Annotated in this window: 21 protein-coding genes; 6 read left to right on the forward strand and 15 right to left on the reverse strand. The window is 27.8% G+C overall.

The genetic code is table 11. The features are described from left to right. Positions 1-75: 75 nt before the first annotated feature. The 4 genes from CNEONATNEC86_RS13165 to CNEONATNEC86_RS13180 form a co-directional block, all read right to left on the reverse strand. A complete protein-coding gene (locus CNEONATNEC86_RS13165) occupies positions 76-2,316 on the reverse strand; it encodes a carbohydrate-binding domain-containing protein (RefSeq protein ID WP_159116483.1) in 2,241 nt (746 codons plus the stop codon). A 211-nt stretch (positions 2,317-2,527) separates the two neighbouring features. Then, positions 2,528-3,352, reverse strand: coding sequence for a DUF4261 domain-containing protein (locus CNEONATNEC86_RS13170; protein ID WP_125149882.1), 825 nt, complete (start codon positions 3,350-3,352; stop codon positions 2,528-2,530). 290 nt (positions 3,353-3,642) lie between these two features. Beyond that, positions 3,643-4,269: an SdpI family protein gene (locus tag CNEONATNEC86_RS13175; protein WP_125149883.1), complete on the reverse strand. Its 627-nt coding sequence runs from the start codon at positions 4,267-4,269 to the stop codon at positions 3,643-3,645. Further along, positions 4,253-4,537, reverse strand: a complete 285-nt coding sequence (locus CNEONATNEC86_RS13180) for an autorepressor SdpR family transcription factor (protein ID WP_058295640.1) — start codon at positions 4,535-4,537, stop codon at positions 4,253-4,255. Before CNEONATNEC86_RS13180 ends, CNEONATNEC86_RS13175 begins: the two co-directional genes overlap by 17 nt. Positions 4,538-4,715: 178 nt before the next feature. On the opposite strand from CNEONATNEC86_RS13180, the gene CNEONATNEC86_RS13185 reads away from it, so the two are divergent. Continuing rightward, positions 4,716-5,279 carry a TIGR03943 family putative permease subunit gene (locus CNEONATNEC86_RS13185; RefSeq protein ID WP_125149884.1) on the forward strand — a complete coding sequence of 188 codons (564 nt, stop codon included), beginning with the start codon at positions 4,716-4,718 and terminating at the stop codon, positions 5,277-5,279. A 97-nt stretch (positions 5,280-5,376) separates the two neighbouring features. On the opposite strand, the gene CNEONATNEC86_RS13190 is transcribed toward CNEONATNEC86_RS13185, so the two are convergent. Further along, positions 5,377-6,783 (reverse strand): amino acid permease, encoded by a 1,407-nt coding sequence (locus tag CNEONATNEC86_RS13190; protein WP_125149885.1) that lies wholly within the window; start codon positions 6,781-6,783, stop codon positions 5,377-5,379. Positions 6,784-7,085: 302 nt separating this feature from the next. Here CNEONATNEC86_RS13190 and CNEONATNEC86_RS13195 point away from each other — a divergent pair, with 302 nt between their 5' ends. The 3 genes from CNEONATNEC86_RS13195 (at position 7,086) to CNEONATNEC86_RS13205 (ending at position 8,966) form a co-directional block, all read left to right on the forward strand. Then, a complete protein-coding gene (locus tag CNEONATNEC86_RS13195; protein WP_125149886.1) occupies positions 7,086-7,841 on the forward strand; it encodes a threonine/serine exporter family protein in 756 nt (251 codons plus the stop codon). 28 nt (positions 7,842-7,869) lie between these two features. Beyond that, on the forward strand, positions 7,870-8,307 hold the full coding sequence (locus CNEONATNEC86_RS13200) for a threonine/serine exporter family protein (RefSeq protein ID WP_125149887.1): 438 nt from the start codon (positions 7,870-7,872) through the stop codon (positions 8,305-8,307). Positions 8,308-8,411: 104 nt separating this feature from the next. Beyond that, entirely contained in the window at positions 8,412-8,966 is a 555-nt protein-coding gene (locus tag CNEONATNEC86_RS13205) for a metal-dependent hydrolase (protein WP_125149888.1), read from the forward strand. A 206-nt stretch (positions 8,967-9,172) separates the two neighbouring features. On the opposite strand, the gene CNEONATNEC86_RS13210 is transcribed toward CNEONATNEC86_RS13205, so the two are convergent. The 3 genes from CNEONATNEC86_RS13210 to CNEONATNEC86_RS13220 are packed head-to-tail and all read right to left on the reverse strand — an operon-like array spanning position 9,173 to position 11,041. Continuing rightward, entirely contained in the window at positions 9,173-9,805 is a 633-nt protein-coding gene (locus tag CNEONATNEC86_RS13210; protein WP_159136176.1) for an ABC-2 transporter permease, read from the reverse strand. Then, complete coding sequence (locus CNEONATNEC86_RS13215; RefSeq protein ID WP_125149891.1) at positions 9,789-10,661, reverse strand: ABC transporter ATP-binding protein; 873 nt, start codon at positions 10,659-10,661, stop codon at positions 9,789-9,791. The genes CNEONATNEC86_RS13210 and CNEONATNEC86_RS13215 overlap by 17 nt, the downstream gene beginning before the upstream one ends. 5 nt (positions 10,662-10,666) lie before the next feature. Continuing rightward, positions 10,667-11,041, reverse strand: a complete 375-nt coding sequence (locus tag CNEONATNEC86_RS13220; RefSeq protein ID WP_058295648.1) for a GntR family transcriptional regulator — start codon at positions 11,039-11,041, stop codon at positions 10,667-10,669. 358 nt (positions 11,042-11,399) lie between these two features. Here CNEONATNEC86_RS13220 and CNEONATNEC86_RS13225 point away from each other — a divergent pair, with 358 nt between their 5' ends. After that, a complete protein-coding gene (locus CNEONATNEC86_RS13225) occupies positions 11,400-12,164 on the forward strand; it encodes an HAD hydrolase family protein (protein WP_125149893.1) in 765 nt (254 codons plus the stop codon). Between the two features lie 37 nt (positions 12,165-12,201). On the opposite strand, the gene CNEONATNEC86_RS13230 is transcribed toward CNEONATNEC86_RS13225, so the two are convergent. The 5 genes from CNEONATNEC86_RS13230 to CNEONATNEC86_RS13250 form a co-directional block, all read right to left on the reverse strand. After that, positions 12,202-13,644 carry an N-acetylmuramoyl-L-alanine amidase family protein gene (locus tag CNEONATNEC86_RS13230; RefSeq protein ID WP_159116485.1) on the reverse strand — a complete coding sequence of 481 codons (1,443 nt, stop codon included), beginning with the start codon at positions 13,642-13,644 and terminating at the stop codon, positions 12,202-12,204. Between the two features lie 1,076 nt (positions 13,645-14,720). Then, entirely contained in the window at positions 14,721-15,290 is a 570-nt protein-coding gene (locus tag CNEONATNEC86_RS13235; RefSeq protein WP_058295651.1) for a phosphatase PAP2 family protein, read from the reverse strand. Positions 15,291-15,612: 322 nt separating this feature from the next. Continuing rightward, the gene (clpP, locus tag CNEONATNEC86_RS13240) at positions 15,613-16,194 is read right to left on the reverse strand and encodes an ATP-dependent Clp endopeptidase proteolytic subunit ClpP (RefSeq protein ID WP_058295652.1); all 582 of its coding nucleotides are present in this window, start codon (positions 16,192-16,194) and stop codon (positions 15,613-15,615) included. Positions 16,195-16,229: 35 nt separating this feature from the next. Next, entirely contained in the window at positions 16,230-16,703 is a 474-nt protein-coding gene (locus CNEONATNEC86_RS13245; protein ID WP_083498818.1) for a helix-turn-helix domain-containing protein, read from the reverse strand. A gap of 225 nt (positions 16,704-16,928) precedes the next feature. Beyond that, positions 16,929-17,675, reverse strand: coding sequence for a M48 family metallopeptidase (locus tag CNEONATNEC86_RS13250; protein ID WP_159136177.1), 747 nt, complete (start codon positions 17,673-17,675; stop codon positions 16,929-16,931). Positions 17,676-18,244: 569 nt separating this feature from the next. Here CNEONATNEC86_RS13250 and CNEONATNEC86_RS13255 point away from each other — a divergent pair. Continuing rightward, positions 18,245-18,817: a DNRLRE domain-containing protein gene (locus tag CNEONATNEC86_RS13255; RefSeq protein WP_058295654.1), complete on the forward strand. Its 573-nt coding sequence runs from the start codon at positions 18,245-18,247 to the stop codon at positions 18,815-18,817. A 793-nt stretch (positions 18,818-19,610) separates the two neighbouring features. Here the strand turns inward: CNEONATNEC86_RS13255 and CNEONATNEC86_RS13260 are convergent. Continuing rightward, a complete protein-coding gene (locus CNEONATNEC86_RS13260; protein ID WP_159136178.1) occupies positions 19,611-21,611 on the reverse strand; it encodes a GTP-binding protein in 2,001 nt (666 codons plus the stop codon). 458 nt (positions 21,612-22,069) lie between these two features. Beyond that, positions 22,070-23,443, reverse strand: coding sequence for a methyl-accepting chemotaxis protein (locus CNEONATNEC86_RS13265; protein WP_230132134.1), 1,374 nt, complete (start codon positions 23,441-23,443; stop codon positions 22,070-22,072). Positions 23,444-23,546 lie beyond the last annotated feature (103 nt).

The raw sequence follows: 23,546 nt of genomic DNA on the forward strand, positions 1-23,546 counted from the left end.
GAAAAAAAGTTTTGCCACAAGACAATAATGATTGTGGCAAAACTTTTCTTATTATCTTCTAAACTGCGAGTTCCTTTACTTTACATTACCCTCCATTCTATTTCCTCTTCCCATTCCTCCATTTTTGTTCATGCCTCCGCCATGAGAATTGGATACTGTAACTCCCTCTTGAGTTGCACTTGTTATAATTTCTGAAATAGAAGTACTTATAACTTCTGTCCCTTTAGTATAATTACTATTTTTATATAATCCATTTTCTTCATTTCCGCCATCTACACTTCCGCCAGTATAAACCTTATAGTTTGAACCTTTCTTTAAATCTGGAGTTGATATTATAAATGAAGCAAATTTTTTATCTGGTGCAATCGTTATTACTTCATTTCCATCTTCATCTTCAATTCTTACCAGTGTATTAGCTTCCTGATCACTTAAAGTTAAATTAAGAATATACTGTGTAGATGTGCTGCTTGGAGTTTGAGCCATACCTGTACTTCCAGTCGCAACTAAGATTCCACCAGTTATGTTAAATTCCTTATCGTAATCTAATGCCCCATTTCCACTATTTGTAGGACCATATACTATTACAGTGCCGCCACTCATATATATTGATCCATTTGCATCAAGACCATCGCCATCTGCATCAACTACAATATATCCACCATTGATATTTAATACACCAGTACCTGAAGATTCTCCACCCATTGGTCCTCTTCCGCCTTGCATATCTCCCGTTGATGGTTGAGCTTCTTTTTGTGCATTATTTCCATTAGCATTAATAGCCTCTCCAGCATTCATTTGTGGCATATTATTGGTATTTTGCGTCTGATTCTGATCATTTGATTGTCCTAGTTCAGGCTTTTCACCTTCACTGTTTGGCATACCCTCTTGCATATTTGGTGCATTATTCTCGTTAAATTGTGGTTTTTCACCTTGCATTCCTTCTTCAGATGGCTTTGTTCCACCCATAGGTCCTCCTCCTTGAGGTGCACCCATTTCTTCTGATTCAGAATCACTTCCATCTGATGCATTTATACCATCATCGCTGGCTTTAACGTATATTTTACCATCGTTTATATTTATTGTTTTTCCTTCAATACCTTCATAAGATTTGTTTACATTTATAGTTCCACTATTTATTTCAATCAGTGTATCAGCATGTATACCATCATCTCCAGAAGATAAGTTAAATGTTCCTCCATCTATTATTATAGTATCATTTGTATGTATAGAATCATCTGCTGAATCTATATTAAAAGTTCCATTTTCAATTATAATTTTACTGTCCGCTTTTATACCTTTATGGCTATCAGATATTGTGCTTTCTTCTGCTGAGCTATTTTCAGAAGTTTGCTCATTATCATTTGAATTGCTATTGTCTGTTTGAACATTTGTTGAAGAATCTGCATTTGCTGTATCCTCTTCACCAGGTTTTCTCATCTCATTCATTCCTCCTGGCGGCATTTCATTGTGAATTTCACCATTTTCACTTCCACCACCAGAATTTATAGTTATGTCACCATTTCTTATATAAACATTATTTTCACCTTGAATACCATCATTTCCAGATGTAATATTCATTATACCACCTTCAATTAATACATAACCTTTCTCAGTATTTTCATCATTATTAGATTTCATACCATCTTGGCCGCTATTTATAGTTATGTTACCACCTGTGACAACTAAAGAATCTTTTCCTTTGATTCCGTCATTAACAGCATTTACTTTTATATTTCCGCCTTCTATTTTTAAATCATCTTTTCCTGTTATTCCATCATTATAATTACCTTCAACAGTTAAGTTTCCACTGCCAACAAATGTTAAATTATCTTTGCTATATATGGCAGCATCTCTTTTATCATTTTCATCTTCTAATTCATAATTTGCTCCATCTCTTATATAATTTTCTGTGTTATCAGCCAATGAAATTACAGTTTTTTCTGCTTCTTTAACATAAATTGCTGATGTATTTGAACATGTTATATCCACACCATTTAATACCAAATATACTTTTTCAATTTCACTTGCTGCAACAATTATCTGTCCATCTTCTAATTTACCACTTAAACTATACGTCCCTCCACGATTAATAGTAACAATGTTATTATCAACACTTACGCCATCACCATCTACATTTATATTTTCACCTAATTCTATATATGTATCTACTTTAGGAACAGTTTCACTTTCTCCTGCTGAAACTATTATTTTAGAATCTACAGTTCTCGCTGTTATATTATTTGTATTTGAACATCCAATTAATGCACTTATACATAAAGTTAACGCCACCAAAATGCTAATAAGCTTCTTCTTCATAATTTCCTCCTATAACTTTCCCTATTTAATGTTGTTATATCTCATTACATTAAACCTTGAGCAACAAAAATATCATTCTTCTTTGTTATAGGATTATATTATCATCCTTGTCTTAATTTAAGCTGAACGGTAATTAACTATTTACTTAAAATAATTAAATAATTAAAAGACCAATATCTCTTTTATATTTAGAAATATTAGTCTTTTAATTCTACATATTTATTTCATCACTATTTATTTTTTCTAGTACCAAAGTACCTATACCTTCTCCTTCAAGCGTATCTTGAAGTTCATATACTTCTTTAAATTTTAAAAACACATCATCTCCAAGCTGAATTGTATGTCCTGCTTCTATATGTACATCACTTTCATAAATATAATAAAATACATCTTCAAATATATCATAAATTTCTTGAGTTTTTTCAAAATCGCCATAAAAAGCAAACTCATGAACGCCAAATAAATTATTTCCCTTGGTAGTAAACCATACTCCATCATTATGTGGTATCTTTAGAAAATTTCTATATATCATCATAGCTGGTGTGTTTGCAAATTCTTTCAACTCTTCATCTTCTGCCATTCCTTGTATTAAACTTGGTGTTACTACATTCCAGCTATATCCATTAGCTAATCCTAAAAATCCATGTTCTAAAAAGCCATATGATAATTTGTAATACAAATTTAAGATATGCATCATATCATTGCTCTTCCCCTCATAAAAAGCTATAATATGATAACTATGTTTACTCATGTCTTCTAATTCTTCTCTTTTTCCATAAGCACAATCTATTGTATAACTGCTTATTTCTTCTGGCACTTTCGAGTCGATTCCTACAAGTTTAAAATTCTCATCATTTATTGTTATATTGCAGTATAAAGCTTCTTCACCATTTAACCCTAATATAGGACTAACTTCAATCTTGTCATTATTAATTCTTTTAATTCTCTCACTTATGTTTTTCTCATTCATAATAAGTTTTTCATTAAATAATAAATACAAAGCAAATGAATTTTTCTCTTCCTTATTATTAAACATTATTATCTCCCCCAGCTTATAATATTTTTTATATTATCTCTAATCAATTATATATGATAAATAAGTGAAAAGATATGGTAAAAAATCAAAATTCCCCTGTTAAGGAAATTTTGTAATAGTATATTCTTCTAATTTCCACTACTTAACAGGGGTAATCTTATTCTTTAATTCATATTTTATAACTTGTCTATACAATCATTATACATTCTAATTTTGTTTTATTGGCTATAATGCTTGGTTATGTACGAGCCTAGCATTATATCACATCTTCATCTACTGATGAAGATTTTTCATTTTTTATATAATATATAAGAATATACTATTGGAACAAATGCTATTATTATAAGTACAACAAGCATAATAGATTCAAATCCTATAAATGATGATATTGTAATAATGAAGCCTCCAATAACCCATAAATATCCTGATATTTTATGAGTCTTATTCCAAACTTCTTCATTATTAAGAGTCCATGGGGTTTTAATTCCTACAGTATAATTTTGCTTACATTTTGGAAGATAATTACCTATTATCATAATAAGTATTCCTAGTCCAATTGATACATACATTGAAATATTAATCTTGATTCCTACTGCATTTGCAATAATACTACTCTGCATAAGTACAGATAATATTGGAACTGTCCACTTTCCTATAATTTTAATTCTTTTCGAAGCATTTGCTCTTTTAGGATCATTATCTATAGTAAAATTACTTATAAAATTTATTACTAACATGATAAGTGGCAATCCAAATGCTGCAAACATCTTAGAACTGTATCCATCTGGCATACCATTAAAGCCAAAATGTGTTGCTACTTGATCTGGCAAAGACTTGTAAAATATAATTGATATGAAAAATGGAATTAAGCATATTATACTAGTTATAATCATAGTTCTACTAATTATCTTTTTCATTTATGTTCCCTCCTTTAAATTGCGAAAACCATAGCATAACCTCTTCAAATACAGAAATATTTATTTCATAGTATATAAAATTTTTATATTTACTTTCAATTATTAAATTTGCTTTTTTAAGCTGTGATAAATGATATGAAATTGTAGCATTTGTCATATTAAAATTTGATGCTATTTCCCCTGCTGACATTTTTTTATCTTTAAGCATAACTAAAATTTCTCTTCTTATTGGATCAGAAAGAGCTTTAAATGTATCAGCGAATCCCATGTAACCCCTCCTATAATCTATTTTGAAATATATCTAAATAGATTATAGGATAATATAAAACAAAAAGCAATATCTATTTAGAACTTTTTCTAAATAGATATTCTATACAATTATATCTTGTAATATATAAAAATCTGCTTTAAAATACTTATACACGATTATTTAAAGGAGAAAACAAATGAAAAAGAAATTAATTATAATACTATCAGCCATTTTTGTTGTCTGTGCAATATTATTTATGACTAATTTTGATAATATAAATTCAGATAAAATTAATAATAGTATACCTGAAAGCAGTGATAGTAATACTGAAGATGAAAAAGAATTAGAAACTGATTCTATAAATACAAATAGTGACCTTGTAGAAAACAATACACCATCTATAATAAGAAATAATGATATAATAATAAAAGATGAATCCTTCATTACTCAGTTAGATGATATATTTATAAATTTAGATGAATACATTGGAAAAACTCTTAAAATCCAAGGTATTGTTAAGGTTATAGACGATTCAAATTTTAGTATAATACGTTTATATGATATGGCACATGATGATCATACTCATGAAGTATTTGTTGGAATTGATGCAAATTATTCTGGACATATTCCTCCTGAAGATACTTGGGTTGAAGCATCTGGGATAATAGGTAAACAGTTTAAAGATGGAAAAGATGAACCCGTTTTAAAGATTCAAATTATTTCCAATATAGAAGCTGGTCAAGAAAAGGTGACATATTAAAAATAAGAGCTATTGTGAATTTATGCAAATTACAATAGCTCTTATTTTGTATTTATTATGTTATATCATTCTATCTTATATCTATATCTTTTAAAAATTATTTTGCTCTTTCTCTTTTTGCAAGATATGGCATGATTAATCCTAATAGAATTAAAACAAATGGTGTTATTATATTAAGAATTAATTGGAATTTATCTTCTGAATACATACCACCTATACATGCAAAAGCAGTAAATGCAAAACACCAAACTCCAAATATAATACCTACAATCTTATTTTTTACAAAGAAATACTCTCTGCCAAATTTATCTCCTGCCTTTTTAAGTGCAATATATGCTACAAATACCCAAAGATAACGTAGTGGCATACATACTGCATTTAGCTTTACAAGCCATTTAACCAAATCATCAACATTTCCTATACCGAAAGCTGGTACTATGATTAAAATTGAAACAATAACCATTACAAGTTTTTGTCCATTTACATATGCACCATGTTTATTTTGCTTAAACATAGCTTCTGGTATAAATCTCTTATCAGCACTATCAAGGAGCATACGAAGTGGTGCATCAATTGATATAATAAGTGTAGATACTTGCCCAACTAAATTTGTAAGAGCATAAATTACAACAAATAAATTACCTACATGATAATATTCTCCTAATCTTTGGAATGCATAATAAGCACCATTAGTCATTAAATCATTTGGAATGTTATTTGAATCAAACATCATTCCAAGAGAGATTGTTCCTAAGATAGCACATACCGCTACCATTATTGCAAGTGTTATCATTCCTTTTGAAAAACCTTTTGCTGGATCTTTCATTTGATTTACATATGGAGATATTTTTTCACATCCACCAACTGCAAATACTAAAATGGATAAACTTGTAAAGAATTTTACATCAAATGTAGGCATAAATGTTTTTACTGACCAATCAATTGAATTTAGCGGTGCATTTGTTATAGCTGGTGCCGCTATCATCAATAATATAAATAAAATTGACATTATAAACATAGATGAACCTGCAAGTGTTGCTAATTTCTTTAATGGGTTCAACCCTTTTGAAGCAATATAAAGTCCAATTAAGAAAATTGCTAAACAAATTCCTTGCATAAGGACAGGGTTCATATCACTAATTCTTTTATCTTGGAATATTGCCCAGCTTGTGGCAATCATAACCCCTTGTGGCTTTTGTGAAATATAAGGCATATGAACTATCCAGTATGTCCAACCTGCATAATATGCTATTTTAGGCCCTATTGTTTCATTAATCCATGAGCTAACTCCACCACCATGTTCTTTAAATGCTGAACCTAATTCTCCTACCATAAGTGCATATGGTACAAAATAAATAGCAAATATTATAAGCCATGCTACAATAGCTTGTAAACCATTGTATTCAGAAAACCCATTTATAACATTTCCAAATCCCCATACAGTTGAGAACGCCATAAAGGCCAATGTATACCACATTATTTTTTTATTATTATTTTCCGACATTTTACCCCTTCTTTCATTTTATTATTTTTTAATTTTCATTTTAAAATTTTAACATTTTGTTTATGATCTAGCTATTTATTGCATTTTACTAATTGATATTTCATAAGCATTTTAAGTATCAATAAAGCAAATTTAGTAACTATTTTTTATTATAATTAAAACTTAATATTAATAATTACTATATTTTTATAAATAATTATGCACTAAAAATATTTATATCAATGATAATTGAAAAATTTATTACATCTTATATAATTAATTAAGTGATGTAAATAATGTATGCATAATATATGGAGGACTTTATGAATGTTCAAAATGTTATAGATATTGCTCTTACAGCAGGAGAAATATTACTTGAAAATGGTGCCGAAAATTATAGAATTGAAGATACTGTCTCAAAAATATGTAAGTCATATGGATTTAATAGTGAATGTATTGCTATGTCTAACGGTCTTTTACTTCTGGTTGAAGATTGTAATCTAGAAAAAATAACTTCTATGAAAAAAATTAAAGAAAAGCATGTTGATTTATATAGGATAGAACTTATAAATTCTTTTTCAAGGAAGCTTGAAAAAAGCTTACTAACATATGAAGACGCCAAAAAAAGTTTAGAAAAAATTAAAAATGCTCCAAACTTTACTCTTAGTGTTCGAACAATGGCAGCATGTATGACAGGCTTTATATATACTTTATTCTTTAATGGCTCAATTTTAGATGGACTTATTGCAATAATAGTATGCTTAATTACTTATATAGTATTTGAAAAGATATCGAAGCTTGGGTTCTTTCAATTTTTAGAGTCTTTTTTAGCCGGATTGCTTATTGGCGGACTTAGTATGTTTTCCCACACTCTAATTTCTAGTGTCAATTCTCATAATGTAATTGCTGGTTCAATAATGATTTTGATTCCTGGTGTTATATTAACAAATGGAATTAAGGATATCATTTATGGAGACTTTTCTGCAGGGTGCTCTAAGTTTTTTGAAGCTCTGCTTATAATTGTAGCAGTTGGCGTTGGAATTGGTACATCATTATTTATTGGAATTAATACATTATAATTATTTTTTGAAAGGATAATATAGAGTTATGTTAATCAAAATGACTTTTCTTGCTTTTTTAGGAAGCGTTTTTCCCGTCATATTATTTAATATTGATAGAAAAAAGATTCTTTGGTGCGGACTAGCTGGAGCCCTTGGCTGGATTGCTTATAGCATATTTTTAACACTTACTAATAGCTCAGTTTTTGCTTCATTTTTTGGTGCTTTTGCTGTTAATTTTTATAGTGAAATTATGGCTAGAATAATTAAGACTCCTTCTTCTATGTTTTATGTTCCTGGAATTTTCCCCATCGTTCCAGGGTTTACTGCTTATACTACAGTCATAGCTTTAGTTCAAGGTAATTTTGCTGAAGCTCTTCATAAAGGAATATTGACTTTGTCCATTGGTTTTGCTATAGCATTTGGAATAATGCTGTCTTTTACTATATTTAAAATTTTACATAATATTAAATTAAGAAAATTATAATTATAAAAAGCTACCATACAAACACATATTCGTATATAATGTTTTTATAATCACATACTGGTTTTATAAAATATTATGCAAAACAAAAAGGAGAAAAGAAATACATGAGCGGAAAAGAACATATGACAATAGGAACTAGCGCAGCAATAGGTTTAGTAATCGGCCTTGTTTTCTTAGGAAATATGACTTTAAATTTTAATATGATTGTTTTAATAATTGGAGGAATAATAGGCTCATATATGCCTGATATAGACAGTCATAAGTCAACTGCAGCGCAAATTTTCAATAAAGTTTTAACAATAGCTGTAATCATAATCAGCATATTTTATTATTGTGGAATCAAATTTCAAATGTCTTATATATATAACTTTAATAAATTTTTAAATCTTAATGTTGAAGGTATAGTTTTATTTTCCATATTAACAATCTTAGGTAAGCTTTCACCCCATAGAATGTTTACCCATAAATGGCTTGGATTATTATTATTTTGTTTAAGTACTTATCTTATGGGAAATGAATTTTTAGCTGTTGGATTTACTATGGGATACATTCTTCATATAATTGCTGATAGAATCACTAAAAATGGCAAATATTTAAACTTCTTTCAATTTAAACTTCCACTTAAAAATTCACGAAATAAATTTACAATAAGCTGGTAATTATTCAATGCATAATGCATTATTCACAATACATAATTAATAACCAATAAGCTTTGTTTTTATACTACTTTAAACATAAAAAGAAGGACTGTGGCACCAAGAAAGACCACAACATATTCTGTCAAGTTCAAAAACTATAACAGTATATTGTTGCCGAATTTTTTAGCGCTATAGCTCCCTCTTTATTTTTTATTTAATCCATAAATTTATTTTACATCTCGTCTACAATATAACTTTGAAGTTATATTATATGATATTACTGTAAATATTGCAACTGCTATCAAAGTTAAAATCATTAATGTTGATTCACTTATATTAATGTTGATACTAGAAATTAAAGTCACTAGTGTTGGGCTAAAGCATATTGGTGCTATTGCTAAAATTGTAATAATAAATCTAGCCTTTTGAAATCCAACAATAATACCAACTGGAACTGTTACTGTATTAATAACTACGCCTATTAATAATACAGACATTAATAATGTGCTTAATGTAATTCCTTCTAAATTTTGTATATTAAATATATTCACTATATTTAATATAATTAATGTTATAATCATGACCAATACTATGCTTATAAAACCATAAATATATTTTGATAATATATATTTTTTAGGGCCCACTGGCAGTGAATGAATTAAATATCCCATTTTACTTTTATCTTCATAAGCAATAACACTATAGTTTACTGCCATTAGTATCATTCCACCTGCAAATGCAATAAAAGTTGGTTGTGTAAATATTGTTATAAAACCAATGACTACTACTAATAAAATATAATTTTTTACAGCTAATAATGAATACCATTGCATTTTTATTAAATTATTTAATTCTCTCATTATTCTCCTCCCCTTTTGTGTAATAAAGTAATATATCCTCTAAAGAGCATCTTTCATATACTACTTCTTTACCGAATAATTCAAACGCTTTTTTTCTTCCATATATCATTCCCTCAAAACCAAAAGAATTATTTTTGATTCCTATAAATTCTTCTTTAATTTCTTTATCAAATAATTCTTTTTTCCCTTTTACGAGAACATGTTCTTCTAATATTTCATCTTTCTCACCTTTTAATAATATTTTTCCTTCATCAATCAAAACTATATAATCAGCACATTTATCTAAATCACTTGTTATATGCGTTGAATAAAATACACTTACATTTTCTTTTTCCATAATCTCTTGAATCATCTCTATAAATTCATTTCTAATTATTGGATCCAAATTTGCAGTGGGCTCATCCATAATAAAAAGTTTTGGATGATGAGCAAAAGCTATTGAAAGTTCAAATTGTTTTTGCTGTCCTTTAGATAAATCCTGATAACATTTATTTTCATTTAATTTGAATTTTGAAATATAAGTTTTATATACTTGTTCATCCCAGTTAGAGTAAAAATTCTGTATGCCTTTTTTAATATTTTTAAGTTTGCCTTCTTCTAAGAATCCTGAAACACCCCCTATATACGCAATATCTTCTTTTATATATGGATTTTGCTTTATATTATATCCTAATACTCTTACTTCACCTTTATCAGTTTTTACCATGTCTAGTATACATTTTATTGTTGTTGTTTTTCCTGCTCCATTTGGTCCTATAAATCCTGTTATATATCCTTCTTTTATTTCCAATTCCTCTATATCTAAAATAAAATTATCATATGATTTTTTAAGTTTCTTAATATGTATAGCTCCCATATATGTTATACCTCCTCATAAATACTCTTGAAAATTTCTATACATTCCTCTAAAGTCAGTCCAAAAGATTTAGCTGTGATTATGATTTCTTCCAATTTACACTCCATTTCAGATAATGCAGCTTCTTTCAATCTATCTGCATTGGCATTTGAAACAAAAGTTCCTTTTCCTACAACCGTTTCTATATATCCTCCCTTTTCAAGCTCTTCATAAGCTCTTTTAGTTGTAATTATGCTTACCTTAAGTTCTTTTGCTAATGTCCTTATTGATGGAAGAGCTTCCCCTGCATTTAGATTTCCATTTAATATCTGAGTTTTAATTTGATTTTCTATTTGCTCATATAATTTAATTGGTGATGAATTATTAATTATTATATCCAAATTTTCACCTCCGTGTATAAAGTGTATATATATTATATATACACATATTATCACCGCTATATACTTAAGTCAATATATTTCCAAAGTTTTTCTTAAAAATTATATCTTAGTTTATATAAAACAAAAGCTTACGTACTATAAAAAATTAGTCGTATGTAAGCTCACATCTATATATAATGACATATTATTCATTAGATCTCCGTCAATAAAGAAATCTAATGTATGACATAACCACTAGAATTCATTTTACGTTTCTATTGATAATTGGCTTAAAGTGGAATATATTTATGTATATACCCTTTCTATACTTTAAAAACTTAATAAGTATTATAAAATAACTGTCTAAGGGGGATTAAAAATGAAAAAGAAATACTTATTCTTTGATATCGATGGAACATTAACTACTGTTAATCCTGGCGGAATAATTCCAGAATCCACATTAAATACAATAAAAAAATTAGAGAAAAATGGACACTTTGTTGCAATTGCTACTGGACGAGCTCAACATTCTTCTCTTACCTTTGCTAATGAAGTAGGCATTAATAATATTGTAAGTGATGGCGGTCATGGATTGACTTTAGATGGTAAACTTATAGATATAGAACCTCTAAATATCGATTCAGCTTTAGAAGTGATTGATATAATGCTCTCTAATAGTATTAAAACTTACGTTTCAATTGATAATAGCAATCATTTATATACCAATATATGTAATTCAACTTTAAACCACTATTCCACTATAATAAGTGATCCAAACTTTGATTTTCACAAGCAAAAAAAGATATTTAAAATATTTTTAGAAATGACAATAGAGCAAGAAAAACAATTCAAAATACTTGATACTGTAAGCTATGTAAGATACCATCCAGACTCTATAATCATAGAACCTGATGATAAATTTAAAGGAATAACAAGCATGATGAATTACTTAAATGCTCCACTTGAAGACATTGTTGTTTTTGGTGATGGAAAAAATGATTATTCCATGTTTCAAAAAGCGCCTTTTTCAATTGCTATGGGTAATGCCATCGATGAACTTAAAGAAATTGCTTCATTTGTTACAAAATGTAGCAATGATGATGGCATTGAATATGCATGTAAGCATTTTGGCTGGATTGATTAATCTCAATCCAGCCAAAATTCAGTTCATGTATATTTTGTTATCTTATCCAAGCACCATTAGATCCTAATTTATATCCACCTATAGTTGTATTTTTAGCCATTGCTCCTGATGATTGTAAATAATACCATCTGCCATCAGTATCTTTAAACCATCCTGTTTTCATTCTTCCAGCTGAATCTAAATAATACCACTCTCCGCCTATATATTGCCAGCCTGTTGCCTTAGTTCCATTTGAATAAGTATAATACCAAGTATTATTTACTAGCTGCCATCCATATTTAGAAGTTGCTGTTGTTGTATTTGATGTAGTTCCTGGAGTAGTATATACAGTTTGTGCTGATCTATTAACTGCTACTGTATAAGTCTTGCTTTCTCCATCTCCATCTTCATCTTGAACTTTTACTGTTACAGTGTTATTTCCGACATTTAAATTTACAGCTTTCTTATAATTTTCAGATGAGCTTACAGTTGTTCCATTTATGGTTACAGTATTATCACTATCAACAGGTATAGCTTGTACAGTTAAAGAGCTTGTAGTATTTCCTACTCCTACATTATATGTAGTAGTATTTTTATTAAAGCTTATACTTGCTCCTGCTAATGAAAGACTTGATAAAGCTACTTCATTATCATCTTCGTCGTCATCATCACCATTATATTCTACTTTTACTTTATATTCTTTATAATCTGAACTTGAATAGTCTTCATCTTCATCATATTCATCATCATATACTCTTATTTTTAACGTAGTATTTCCTGAATCTAATTTAATTTCATCATCAACTTCATATGCAGTGCTTCCTTTAAAGATTCTAACATAATCATCATCAGCATCTACATCTATTTTAACTTTCCTAGTGTCACTTTCTGCATAATATGTTTCATCTTCTTCTGGTTCATCTTCTAGTTCATCATCATAATCATCATCTTCATAAAGATCTATATCGTCACCATCTTCATCTTCCATTTGTATTTCAGTTAATTCATTATCATCATCATCATCTTCGTCATCATCGTCATTATATTCTATTTTTAATTTATATTGATTATACTCAGAGCTTGAATAAGTATCATCTTCATCATATTCATCTTCATATACTCTTATTGTTAAAGTTGTTGTACCACTAGAATCTAAACTGATACTATCACCAACTTCATATTCAGTGCTTCCTTTAAATATTCTAACGTAATCCTCATCAGCACCATCAACATCTATAGTGATTTTTTTTGTATCACTTTCTCCATAATATGTTTCACCTTCTTCTGGTTCATCATATTCATCATCATAGTCTTTATCTTCATAAAGGTCTATTGTATCTCCATCAGCATCTTCCACGTCTATGTCTGATAACTCATCAGCATCATCTGATGATGCATAAGCTTTTGTTGTAAATAAGTTAGAATTTGTTAGTGGCCCACATGTTGCAAAAGTTCCTGTTGCAAGTGAAAAAGCTATTATTTTTTTTATATTTTTATTCATATTATTACTCTCCTCCATCTTTTGATGTTAAAATAAAATTTCTATATAGTTTTAATTTACCAAATTAACCTTAATTTAAGCTGAATAAATTATATATATATTGGAGTATTAATAAAAAGTTAACAATATAAATAAGGGACGTAGAATCAGAGTTTAGAGGATAACACCCGAAATTCAATATATGATATGCTCGATTGTAGGGAAATTTAAGCTAAAACTTCTAAAGAGATAGGCTGTTCCCAAAACAATTTGCTCCAACAGCAAGTGTTGAACAAATTATTTTGGAACAGCCTATCTCTAAGAAGTTAAAAGCTTAAATTTCTTAATACAATACTGCGCCTAAGCAGAGAACCCAAATCTATGATTTGGTGTGAATCGCTTACCCAGCGAATGAATATGAGTCGGGTATTCATATATTGAATTTCTTTGTTTTCCTCTAAAATCATAGATACAATGCCCATTTTAATTATAATTTATGTTTTTAGGAATATTCCATGCCTAAAATATAGTTTTCCATAAATTGTATTAATTTATAAAACTACTTAGAAACGCCCCGTATATCCAAATAAATAAGAAAAGATCCGAATTGCAGCATAGCTGCTCTTTGGCATATAATGCTTGGCGAGGTATGAGCTTAACAGTATAGACCATCTTCATCTACTGATTAAGATGTTTCCTTAAGCAGAGAACCCAAATCTGTGATTTGGTGTGAATCTCTTATACCTACGAATGTATATGCGTAAATATTTCCTTAAACAGAAAAAATATATGAATAAGTGCATCTTTATCTCCATAGAACCCGCATAAAATAAGCAAATTCTTAAGAATTTATATTCTGATATGTATAAATAACTATTCCATAGTTTAAAAATGTATTTATTTACAGCAATAATTTTGATACTATGAGTCTAGATGAAACAAAGAAATGAAGCTCTTATGTTCGGCGGAGACTTGCATTCAAAAACGAAGCTTTAGAATTTTTGTAGCAAGCGAGCCGAACATGAGAGCTTCATTTCGGTTGTCGTCCTCTAAACTTAGTACGTCCTTCATTTATTTTGTACAATAACCCACATATTTCATTTAAAATTTATTTTTGATAATACATAGGTCATGAATCTGTTTAAGGCTATAAAATTTATATAGTATATTGTTAAAATACTGATAACTACACCCAGTATAGCACCAACTAGCACGTCTGATGGATAGTGAACATATAGGTATAATCTAGAAAATGCAATTAATACAGCCACTATAAATGAAATTATCCCCATCTTAAAATTTGCATTAGCAATTATTGTTGCAGCAGCAAATGAAGACATTGTATGTCCTGATGGAAAAGAGTAATCACGTGGTTTTGAAATAAGAAGATTAATTTTATCATTTACATGACAAGGTCGCATTCTTGCACATAATAACTTTATTATTATATTTCCTATTATAACGCAAAATAATAATGAAAATATTATCATTATACCATCATCATGATATTTATTAGTTATCAAAAATGTAAGTGCTACAGCCAGCCATAACATACCACAGTCACCTAACCGTGTGATTATTGGCATTACCTTATCCATCTTCTCATTTTTTATATTTAATCTTATATATTCTAATATTTTTTCATCTATATTTTGTACAACTCTCACTATAAATCAAATTCCCCAATCTTCTAATATATTTCTTTTTTATTCTACAATGTTAACATACATTTAGTCTAGTCATATCTTGTTAAAAATATATATTATGATTAATTTATACTTTCATACTATATTTAAATAAGAATTTTTATAAATAATCTACCTTAATTAAATATTAGTTTCTATTTATTCTATCCATTCTTTTTGATAATTAATCTCAAAAATAGATAGATAATATATAAAACACAAAACACATCTTAATATTATAATTCTTAAAAATAATTATAACATAAGATGTGTTTTTTTAATAAATTAATGTATTTCTATCATTTCACCTATCAAGTACCTTATCAATCAAGCCATATTCTTTTGCTTCATCTGCTGACATAAAATTATCTCTGTCTGTGTCTGTCTCAATTTGCTCAATGCTTTTTCCTGTGTTTTCTGATAAAATTCTATTTAATCTTCTTTTATTGCTCAAAAGCCAATCAACCATAATTTTCATATCAGTTGCCTGCCCTTTTGAACCTCCAGATGGCTGATGTATCATAATGTCTGCATTTTTAAGTGCATATCGCTTTCCTTTTTCTCCACCTGCAAGTAGAAATGCTCCCATACTGGCTGCCATACCAACACAGATAGTTGAAACATCACATTTTATATACTTCATTGTATCATAAATTGCAAATCCAGCTGTTACTGATCCTCCTGGACTGTTTATATATAAATGTATATCTTTATCTGGATCTTGTGATTCTAAATATAAAAGCTGCGCAACTATTAAATTTGCAATATCATCATTAACTTCTCCACCTAAAAATATTATTCTATCATTTAAAAGCTTAGAATAAATGTCATAACTTCGTTCTCCTCTGCTTGTTTGTTCAACTACATATGGTATTAAACTGCTCATGTTATACCTCCAAAAAATATATTAAACCTTAAAAGTTAAGCTGCCATTTTAAGAGAATCTGATTTATATGGACCATTTTTTCTAATAATCTTGTTATCATATAAATTTTCATGTGATTTATATTGATTTTCATAATAATTAAATACTTCTTCAATATCAATACTTAATTGTTTAGGTTCAAAATTCTTTTTAATTCTATACATCTGTGGTGAGCTTTTATACATTTTTTTAAAGGCCAATGTAAAAGCTTGTTGACTTTCATATCCGGAAATTAATGCTATATCAATAATCGACTCATCAGTATAAACCAGTTTTCTTGCTGCTTCTGTAAGTCTTCTCTTTTGAATATATTTATGGATTGTTTCACCAACTATTTTTGAAAAAATTCTATGCAGATGAAATTTTGAATATCCAGCTTTTTCTGCTATTTTATCTAAGTTTAATTCATCATTAAGATTTTCTTCTATATAGTCAACAACTTTTTTTATTGTTTCCAACTCAAAATTCATGTATTCCACTCCTTCCATATATTTAATTATATCCATATGTATAATTGAAGTTTTAATATATATTGCTATTTTTAAGTTTTGATGCTTTTTTAAGAAATATTCAAAATATAGTTAATTTTAAATATTCTTAAAAAGTTCAAAATTTCATAAAAGCTTGTTTTATAAAATAATTTTTAAGAAAATTTTCCAATACTCAATTTTTAATTATTTAAAATTACTCATCTTTTAGATATACATGTTAACTCCATTTTCTTTAAGATAATTATGATATATTTTATAAAATGGCATTACTTCTGCAACTCTTCTCCAAAAATCTTTAGAATGATTTCTAAAATCCATATGACACATTTCATGAACAACTATATAATCTATAACTTCAAGTGGAGCCATGCTTATTCTCCAGTTAAAGAATATTTCATTTTTAATATTAATACTTGCCCAACGTCTCTTTTGCTCCTTAACCTTTATACCAGCTACTTTATCTGTAAATTTATATGAATATAAATCAATTCTTTGAGCAACAATTTCAAACGTTTTTTCTCTGTACCATTTTTCTAAAGTTTTTCTTAAAATTTCTTCATTATATGTATTTGTTTTAATTTCAAAATAAAAACACTCATTTTCTTTTTTATTAATATTTTCAGAATTATTGCTTTTTATATCAATTTCCACTTTTTTAAATTTTTCATCATAAATAAGTTTTATTGGATATTCTCTTCCTAAATACATAAATGTGCTATTATCTTTAAATTCACGCTTTATAATTTTACTTTCTGATTCTTTTATTTCATTTTTTTTAGTTATTATCCAATCTGCCTTTTTTAAAACAAACTCTAAAATATATTCTTTATTTAATTTCATTGGTGATATTACCTTAACATCACCATTCTTTTCTATTCTAATACAAAGGCTTTTTCTTTTTCTCCGTATTAATTCAAATTCTATAATTTCATTTTTAAATTTTATATTCATTTTTAATATCGCTCCTAAATTTAAGCTTTATAATAATTATATCATGGCTATAAATTTTCATAAAATGTGAACCTATCTAAAAATTTCATAATTATATTCAATTATGAATATTATTCTAAATCTAATCCCCTATAAAAGTATAATAAATATTATTTTTTCCAAAAAAATTCACTAACTACTTTTACTTAAAGTATGTTATACTATAACAGGCTTTTAAAAATTAAAATCTTTCATATGTAAAAGTATGGGCCACTTATTCAAACTTTTTACATATACACTTATAGCATTTAAATTTTACAAAAGCTAAAAATCAAAATTATACGAGATTTAAATTTTACAAAAAAACTAGATTATCTAATAGATAGTCTAGTTTTTTTGATTTAAATTAAAAGAATATTCATCTAATTCAAACTTACTTCATATTATAAATTAAGATACTTTTTATATGTGTTGTTTTAATATAATAAAATTATCAAATAATATAAATTAATTATCTTAATCATGTAATAAATAAAATTGCTCACAATCATATCTTAAGCTTTCTAAATTTAATAAAGGAGTTGATTGTTATGGGTTCTGTAATGAAAGTTAAACCCCTTGGCACTGCTTTTGTAGATAGCAGTCATGCTACTGAGAATTTTTCTGATTTAAAAAAGACACTTGCTGGAAGTTTTCATGAGACACCTTCTAATCTAATAATGTACAAGACATTATTAACATTTGATTTATCTATGGTTTATTTTCCAATTGAATTTGCTCATTTATGTTTATATGTAAAGGATATAAACACTGATTCAAGTTATTATTCAAATAATAACTTATGTTTCTACAAAAACATGAATCCTTTCGATATAAATACAGTTACATGGAATACTACACCTGAAACTTCTGATGTAAATCAAGTTTTAGTAGATGAAAATAGTGTTGGAAGCTATATAAAAATAGATGTATCACGATTTGTTAATAGCTGGATAGATACAGGTAATAATTATGGAATGACAATTGAATCCCATAATTACTATACATCATTAATAAAATTTGCTTCTTTAAGCTCAAATAATCCACCTTGGCTTCTTGTTCAATATAAAGATAGTACCTATTCATACACCCAACCAAATAATAAATATCATAGCAATAGATAGTCTAACTTGAACATCCCAACATAAATAAGGGACGTAGAATCAGAGTTTTGTGGATAACAACCGAAATTCAATATATGATAGGCTCGATTGTAGGGAAATTTCAGCTAAAACTTCTAATGGCAGAGGCTGCACCCAAAAATGTTTGCTCCAAAAAACAAGTTTTTGGACAAACAATTTTGGAACAGCCTCTGCCAAAGAATTTAAAAGCTGAAATTTCCAATACAATACTACGCCTATTCATATATTGAATTTCTTTGTTTTTCTCTAAAATCATATATACCCAATTTATTTTAATTATGATTAATGCTTTTTATATTCTATGCCTTAAGGTATATCTTCTAATCAATGGAGGTAACTTATGAAATTACCTATAAAAATCACCTTAACCAGCATAGAATAAGCAAATTCGTAAGAATATATATTCTGATATTTATAAACTGATACCATTTTTTAAATGATAAAATATTAACTTCTTAAATCATTAACATCTATAAACAACTATTCCTTAATTTAAAAATGTATTTATGTATAGCAACAATAATACCGATACTATGAATTTAGATTAAACAAAGAAATAAAGCTCTTATGTGTGCGGTGTCTTGCATTCAAAAATTGAGCTTTAGAATTCTTCATGTAGACTTGTTCCACAATTGTTTGTCCAATTTTACATTGGAGCAAACATTTGTGGGTGCAAGTCTACATGTTTGAATTCTTAGCTTAATTTTTGTAGCAAGCGAGCACCACATAAGAGCTTTATTTCGGTTATTCACACTAAACTCAGTACGTCTTTTATTTATTCTATGATACAGTGCATCTTTTTATCGGCTTCATCCCAAGGCACAGCATAACCAGCACCATGAGAACAAAAAACAGAATTAGATGTATATTCCTTATCTGAATTTTTATCATAAGATATTTCTTCTATTACTTCTTCAGTATTATGGCAAATATCATATCCATCATAAATATAATTTATACTGCCTTTTCCTTTTGTGTATGCTATAACCTCTAAATAATAATCCATGAAGGTTGATACAGGGCCTCTCCCTTCTATAATTACCTTATCTTCATAAGTTTTAGGTGCATAAAATTCACCACTTAATTTTTGAATGTCAGCAATTGCCCTTCCCATATACTCTAATGGTATTTCTAATATGAACTTATAATATGGTTCAAGGAGAATATTTTCTGCTTTTTCTAAACCTTGCCTTATAGCCCTATATGTTGCTTCTCTAAAATCTCCACCACAAGTATGCTTCAAATGTGCACGCCCATTTATTAATGTTATTTTAATATCTGTAATTGGAGATCCTGTTAAAATACCTTTATTATTTCTTTCAAAAACATGTGTCTTAATTAAATTTTGATGTCCTATATTCAAATTATCTACATGACATTTACTTTCAAATGTTATTTTACTATTTCTTTCTGCTGGCTGTATTTTAAAATGAACTTCTGCATAATGTCTAAGAGGTTCAAAATGACCACTTCCAATAACTTCTGTGTTTATGGTTTCTTTATATAATATTTTACATGGACCAAACTCAACATCTATATTGAACCTGCTAGCCATTAACTCTTTAAGAACTTCAAGCTGTATTTTTCCCATTATATGAACTTGTATTTCTTTAAGAAGTTCACTATATTCTACATTAAGTGCAGGATCTTCACCTTCTAATATTCTAAAAAACTTAAGCACATCTTTAGGATTTAAAGTTTCATCAAATAGAACTTTAGATTTTAATGTCGGTACCATTAAGTAATTTACTTTTCCTTTAAATTCACCAATTTTATCTCCTGGTATAGCATTACTTAAACCTGTTAACGTAAAAATGTCTCCAGCTTTTATTATATCTACTGGCTTAAATTTATTTCCATTATAAATCTTTATGTTATTTACCTTTTCTTCAATTATTTCATCATCATTAGATTTGTTTGAAATATAAGAAATTTCATCTTTAACTTTTAAACTTCCTTTTATACACTTAATAAAAGTATTTCTTGTATTATTAGAATCATATCTTACTTTATAAACAACTCCAGAAAATTTTTCATTTTCATACTCATCATAATTTGTTATTGAAAGTTTATCTATTGCATATAAAAATTCTTCTATGCCTTCATTATTTAAGGCTGATCCTCCAAAAGCTAAGAATGCTCTTCTATCTTTTATAAGTTCTTTTAATTCTTTCTCATAAATATTATTATCATATTCACCATTTAAATATTTCTCTAAAAGTTCTTCATCCTGCTCACTTATAAATTCAATTAATTCTTCATTAAAATTAATGTATTTACCATTATCATGCGTTATATCTATATCTTCTTTAGCTATAAAAAAGATATCCTTAGATAATTCTCTATGTATATCTTTTATGATACGTTCTTTATCATATCCTGCTCTATCCATTTTATTTATAAATATAAAAGTAGGAACATTATTTTTTTCTAGCAGATTCCAAACAGTTTTAGTATGCCCCTGAATTCCTTCAACACCACTTAAAATAATCACTGCATAATCCATAACATTTATTGACCTTTCCATTTCACAAGAAAAATCAATATGGCCTGGAGTATCAATAAGATAATATGTTGAATCATTTAAATTAAAAATTGCTTGCTCTGAAAAAACAGTTATTCCTCTTTCTTTTTCAATTTCATGGTTATCTAAAAATGAATTTTTATGATCAACTCTGCCTTTATTTCTAATGCTTTTTGTAAGATATAGTACCTGCTCACAAAATGTAGTTTTACCGGCATCTACATGTGCTAAAATTCCTATTGTCTTTTTCATAAAAATCTCCTCTTTAAGTTATGTTTAAAATCTTTATTTTTAGTATATCATATTTCAAATTATTTTCTTCTACATTCTAATTTCTAAAGAATAAAAAAATTGCCAAGGCGACTATGCCATAATCTATTTATAAAAAATGAACTAAATAGAATACAATAACTTAAATTCAAGAAAATCCTTTAGCCGTCGATTTTTTAGCGCATTCTGGATTTTCTAAGCTTGCCGAAGAAAAGGCCAGGCGCATATAATTTATTTTTTAACGTATTGAACTATATAAGTTACAGAAAAGCTCTATTCTTAAGACTTTCTCTATGATAAAAATTTTATATTTTCCTATACGTTAAAAAGATGCCTCATCATCTTGAGGCATCTAGGGGAAATAAATATTTAAAGGGTATTATGAAGTTTAGTTATGAGATAATTAATATAATATATTATAAAATTTAACTATAAAATAATTAAATAGTATAAACATTGACTACTTCTTCTAATTTTTCTGAGAGCTTTGATTCTTCTTGTACTTGTAAAATAATATCTTCTACCTGAGTTCCAACTTCATCTACATTTTCAATAATAGCCTGAGATTTACTTGATGTTTCAAGGGCTGTCTTACTTACTACTTCTATTCCTTGACTTATTTGATTTATAACTTCATTTATAGATTTACTAACATCCCTTACATTTTGTGACATTGCAGTTATAAGTGTAGAATCTTCTTCATAGCTTTTTGCAGTTTCTATAAGTAATTTATAATCTCTATTAACATCTACCTCTAAAAATGAAAGCAATCCCTTACTTTGTTCACTTAAATTATCAAAAGCCTGCTTTACATCTTCTATTATTATTTGAATTTTCTTTACGTTATCTCCACTTTCTTCAGCTAGTTTTTTGACTTCTTCTGCAACTACTGCAAATCCCTTACCTGCTTCACCAGCTCTGGCAGCTTCAATTGCTGCATTTAAAGCTAAAAGATTAGTTTGCTCTGATACACCTGCAATAGCTTCTGCCATAATTTTAATTTCATCAACTATTTTCCCTTGTTCTATAGCTTTTGTTACATTATTAATTTTTTCTGAATATATATTCTTTGCATTTTCTACTGCTTGTTCACCTTGAATTCTTACTTTAACAGCTTTTTCCTTTATATTTTCTGCTTCCTTTGCATGATTTTCTGCAACATTACTAAGATTTTCCACTTTATCTTTTATTTCAGAAGTAGATGCATTAACTTCCTCTGATACAGCAGTTAATTGTTCAACTTCATTAGCTATTGTTCTTGTTGCGGAATTCACTACTTCCATTTTGTTATCTATAGTATCAACTAATGAACTTACTTTAGTATTGGATTCAAAAAGTGAAAAAGAACTTTTATGAATATCATTAACCATATTTCTATTTGCTTCTATAGCATTATTTAAACTCTCAATAACTTCTGAAATCTCTTTATCATATTTTCCATTAAGTTTTGCAGTTAAATCACCTGCTTTAATTGCATTAGCAAATTTATTTAATTTTTTTAATGGTCCTACAACAGATTTGCTTATAATTATAGCTAATATTATAGCTATTAAAATAGCAACAATTGAAATAGTAATAGCCTTGCTTGTACAATTGCTAACTGTTTCTTCCACCAAGGTAATTGATTTTCTCATATTTTGTTTTGTCATAGTTTGTACTGCTGCATTATTAATTATACTCTGAATTTCAGTTAATTCTTTTGTGACATTTTTCAATTGCAAAACGCAAACGCTTGCAATTGAGAGCATAAAAATTAGTAATATTAAATAACTCGCAATAATCTTACTCCTAATAGTTAATCTTTTATTTTTCATAAACATCACCTCTCAACGAATTATGTTTAACTACTTGTATAAGAACTTTTTGTAAAACGTTATCATAATTATAAATCACTTATCTAATATTTTCTATACTATT

The organism is Clostridium neonatale (genome assembly GCF_900465025.1).
GTDB classification, from domain to species: domain Bacteria; phylum Bacillota; class Clostridia; order Clostridiales; family Clostridiaceae; genus Clostridium; species Clostridium neonatale.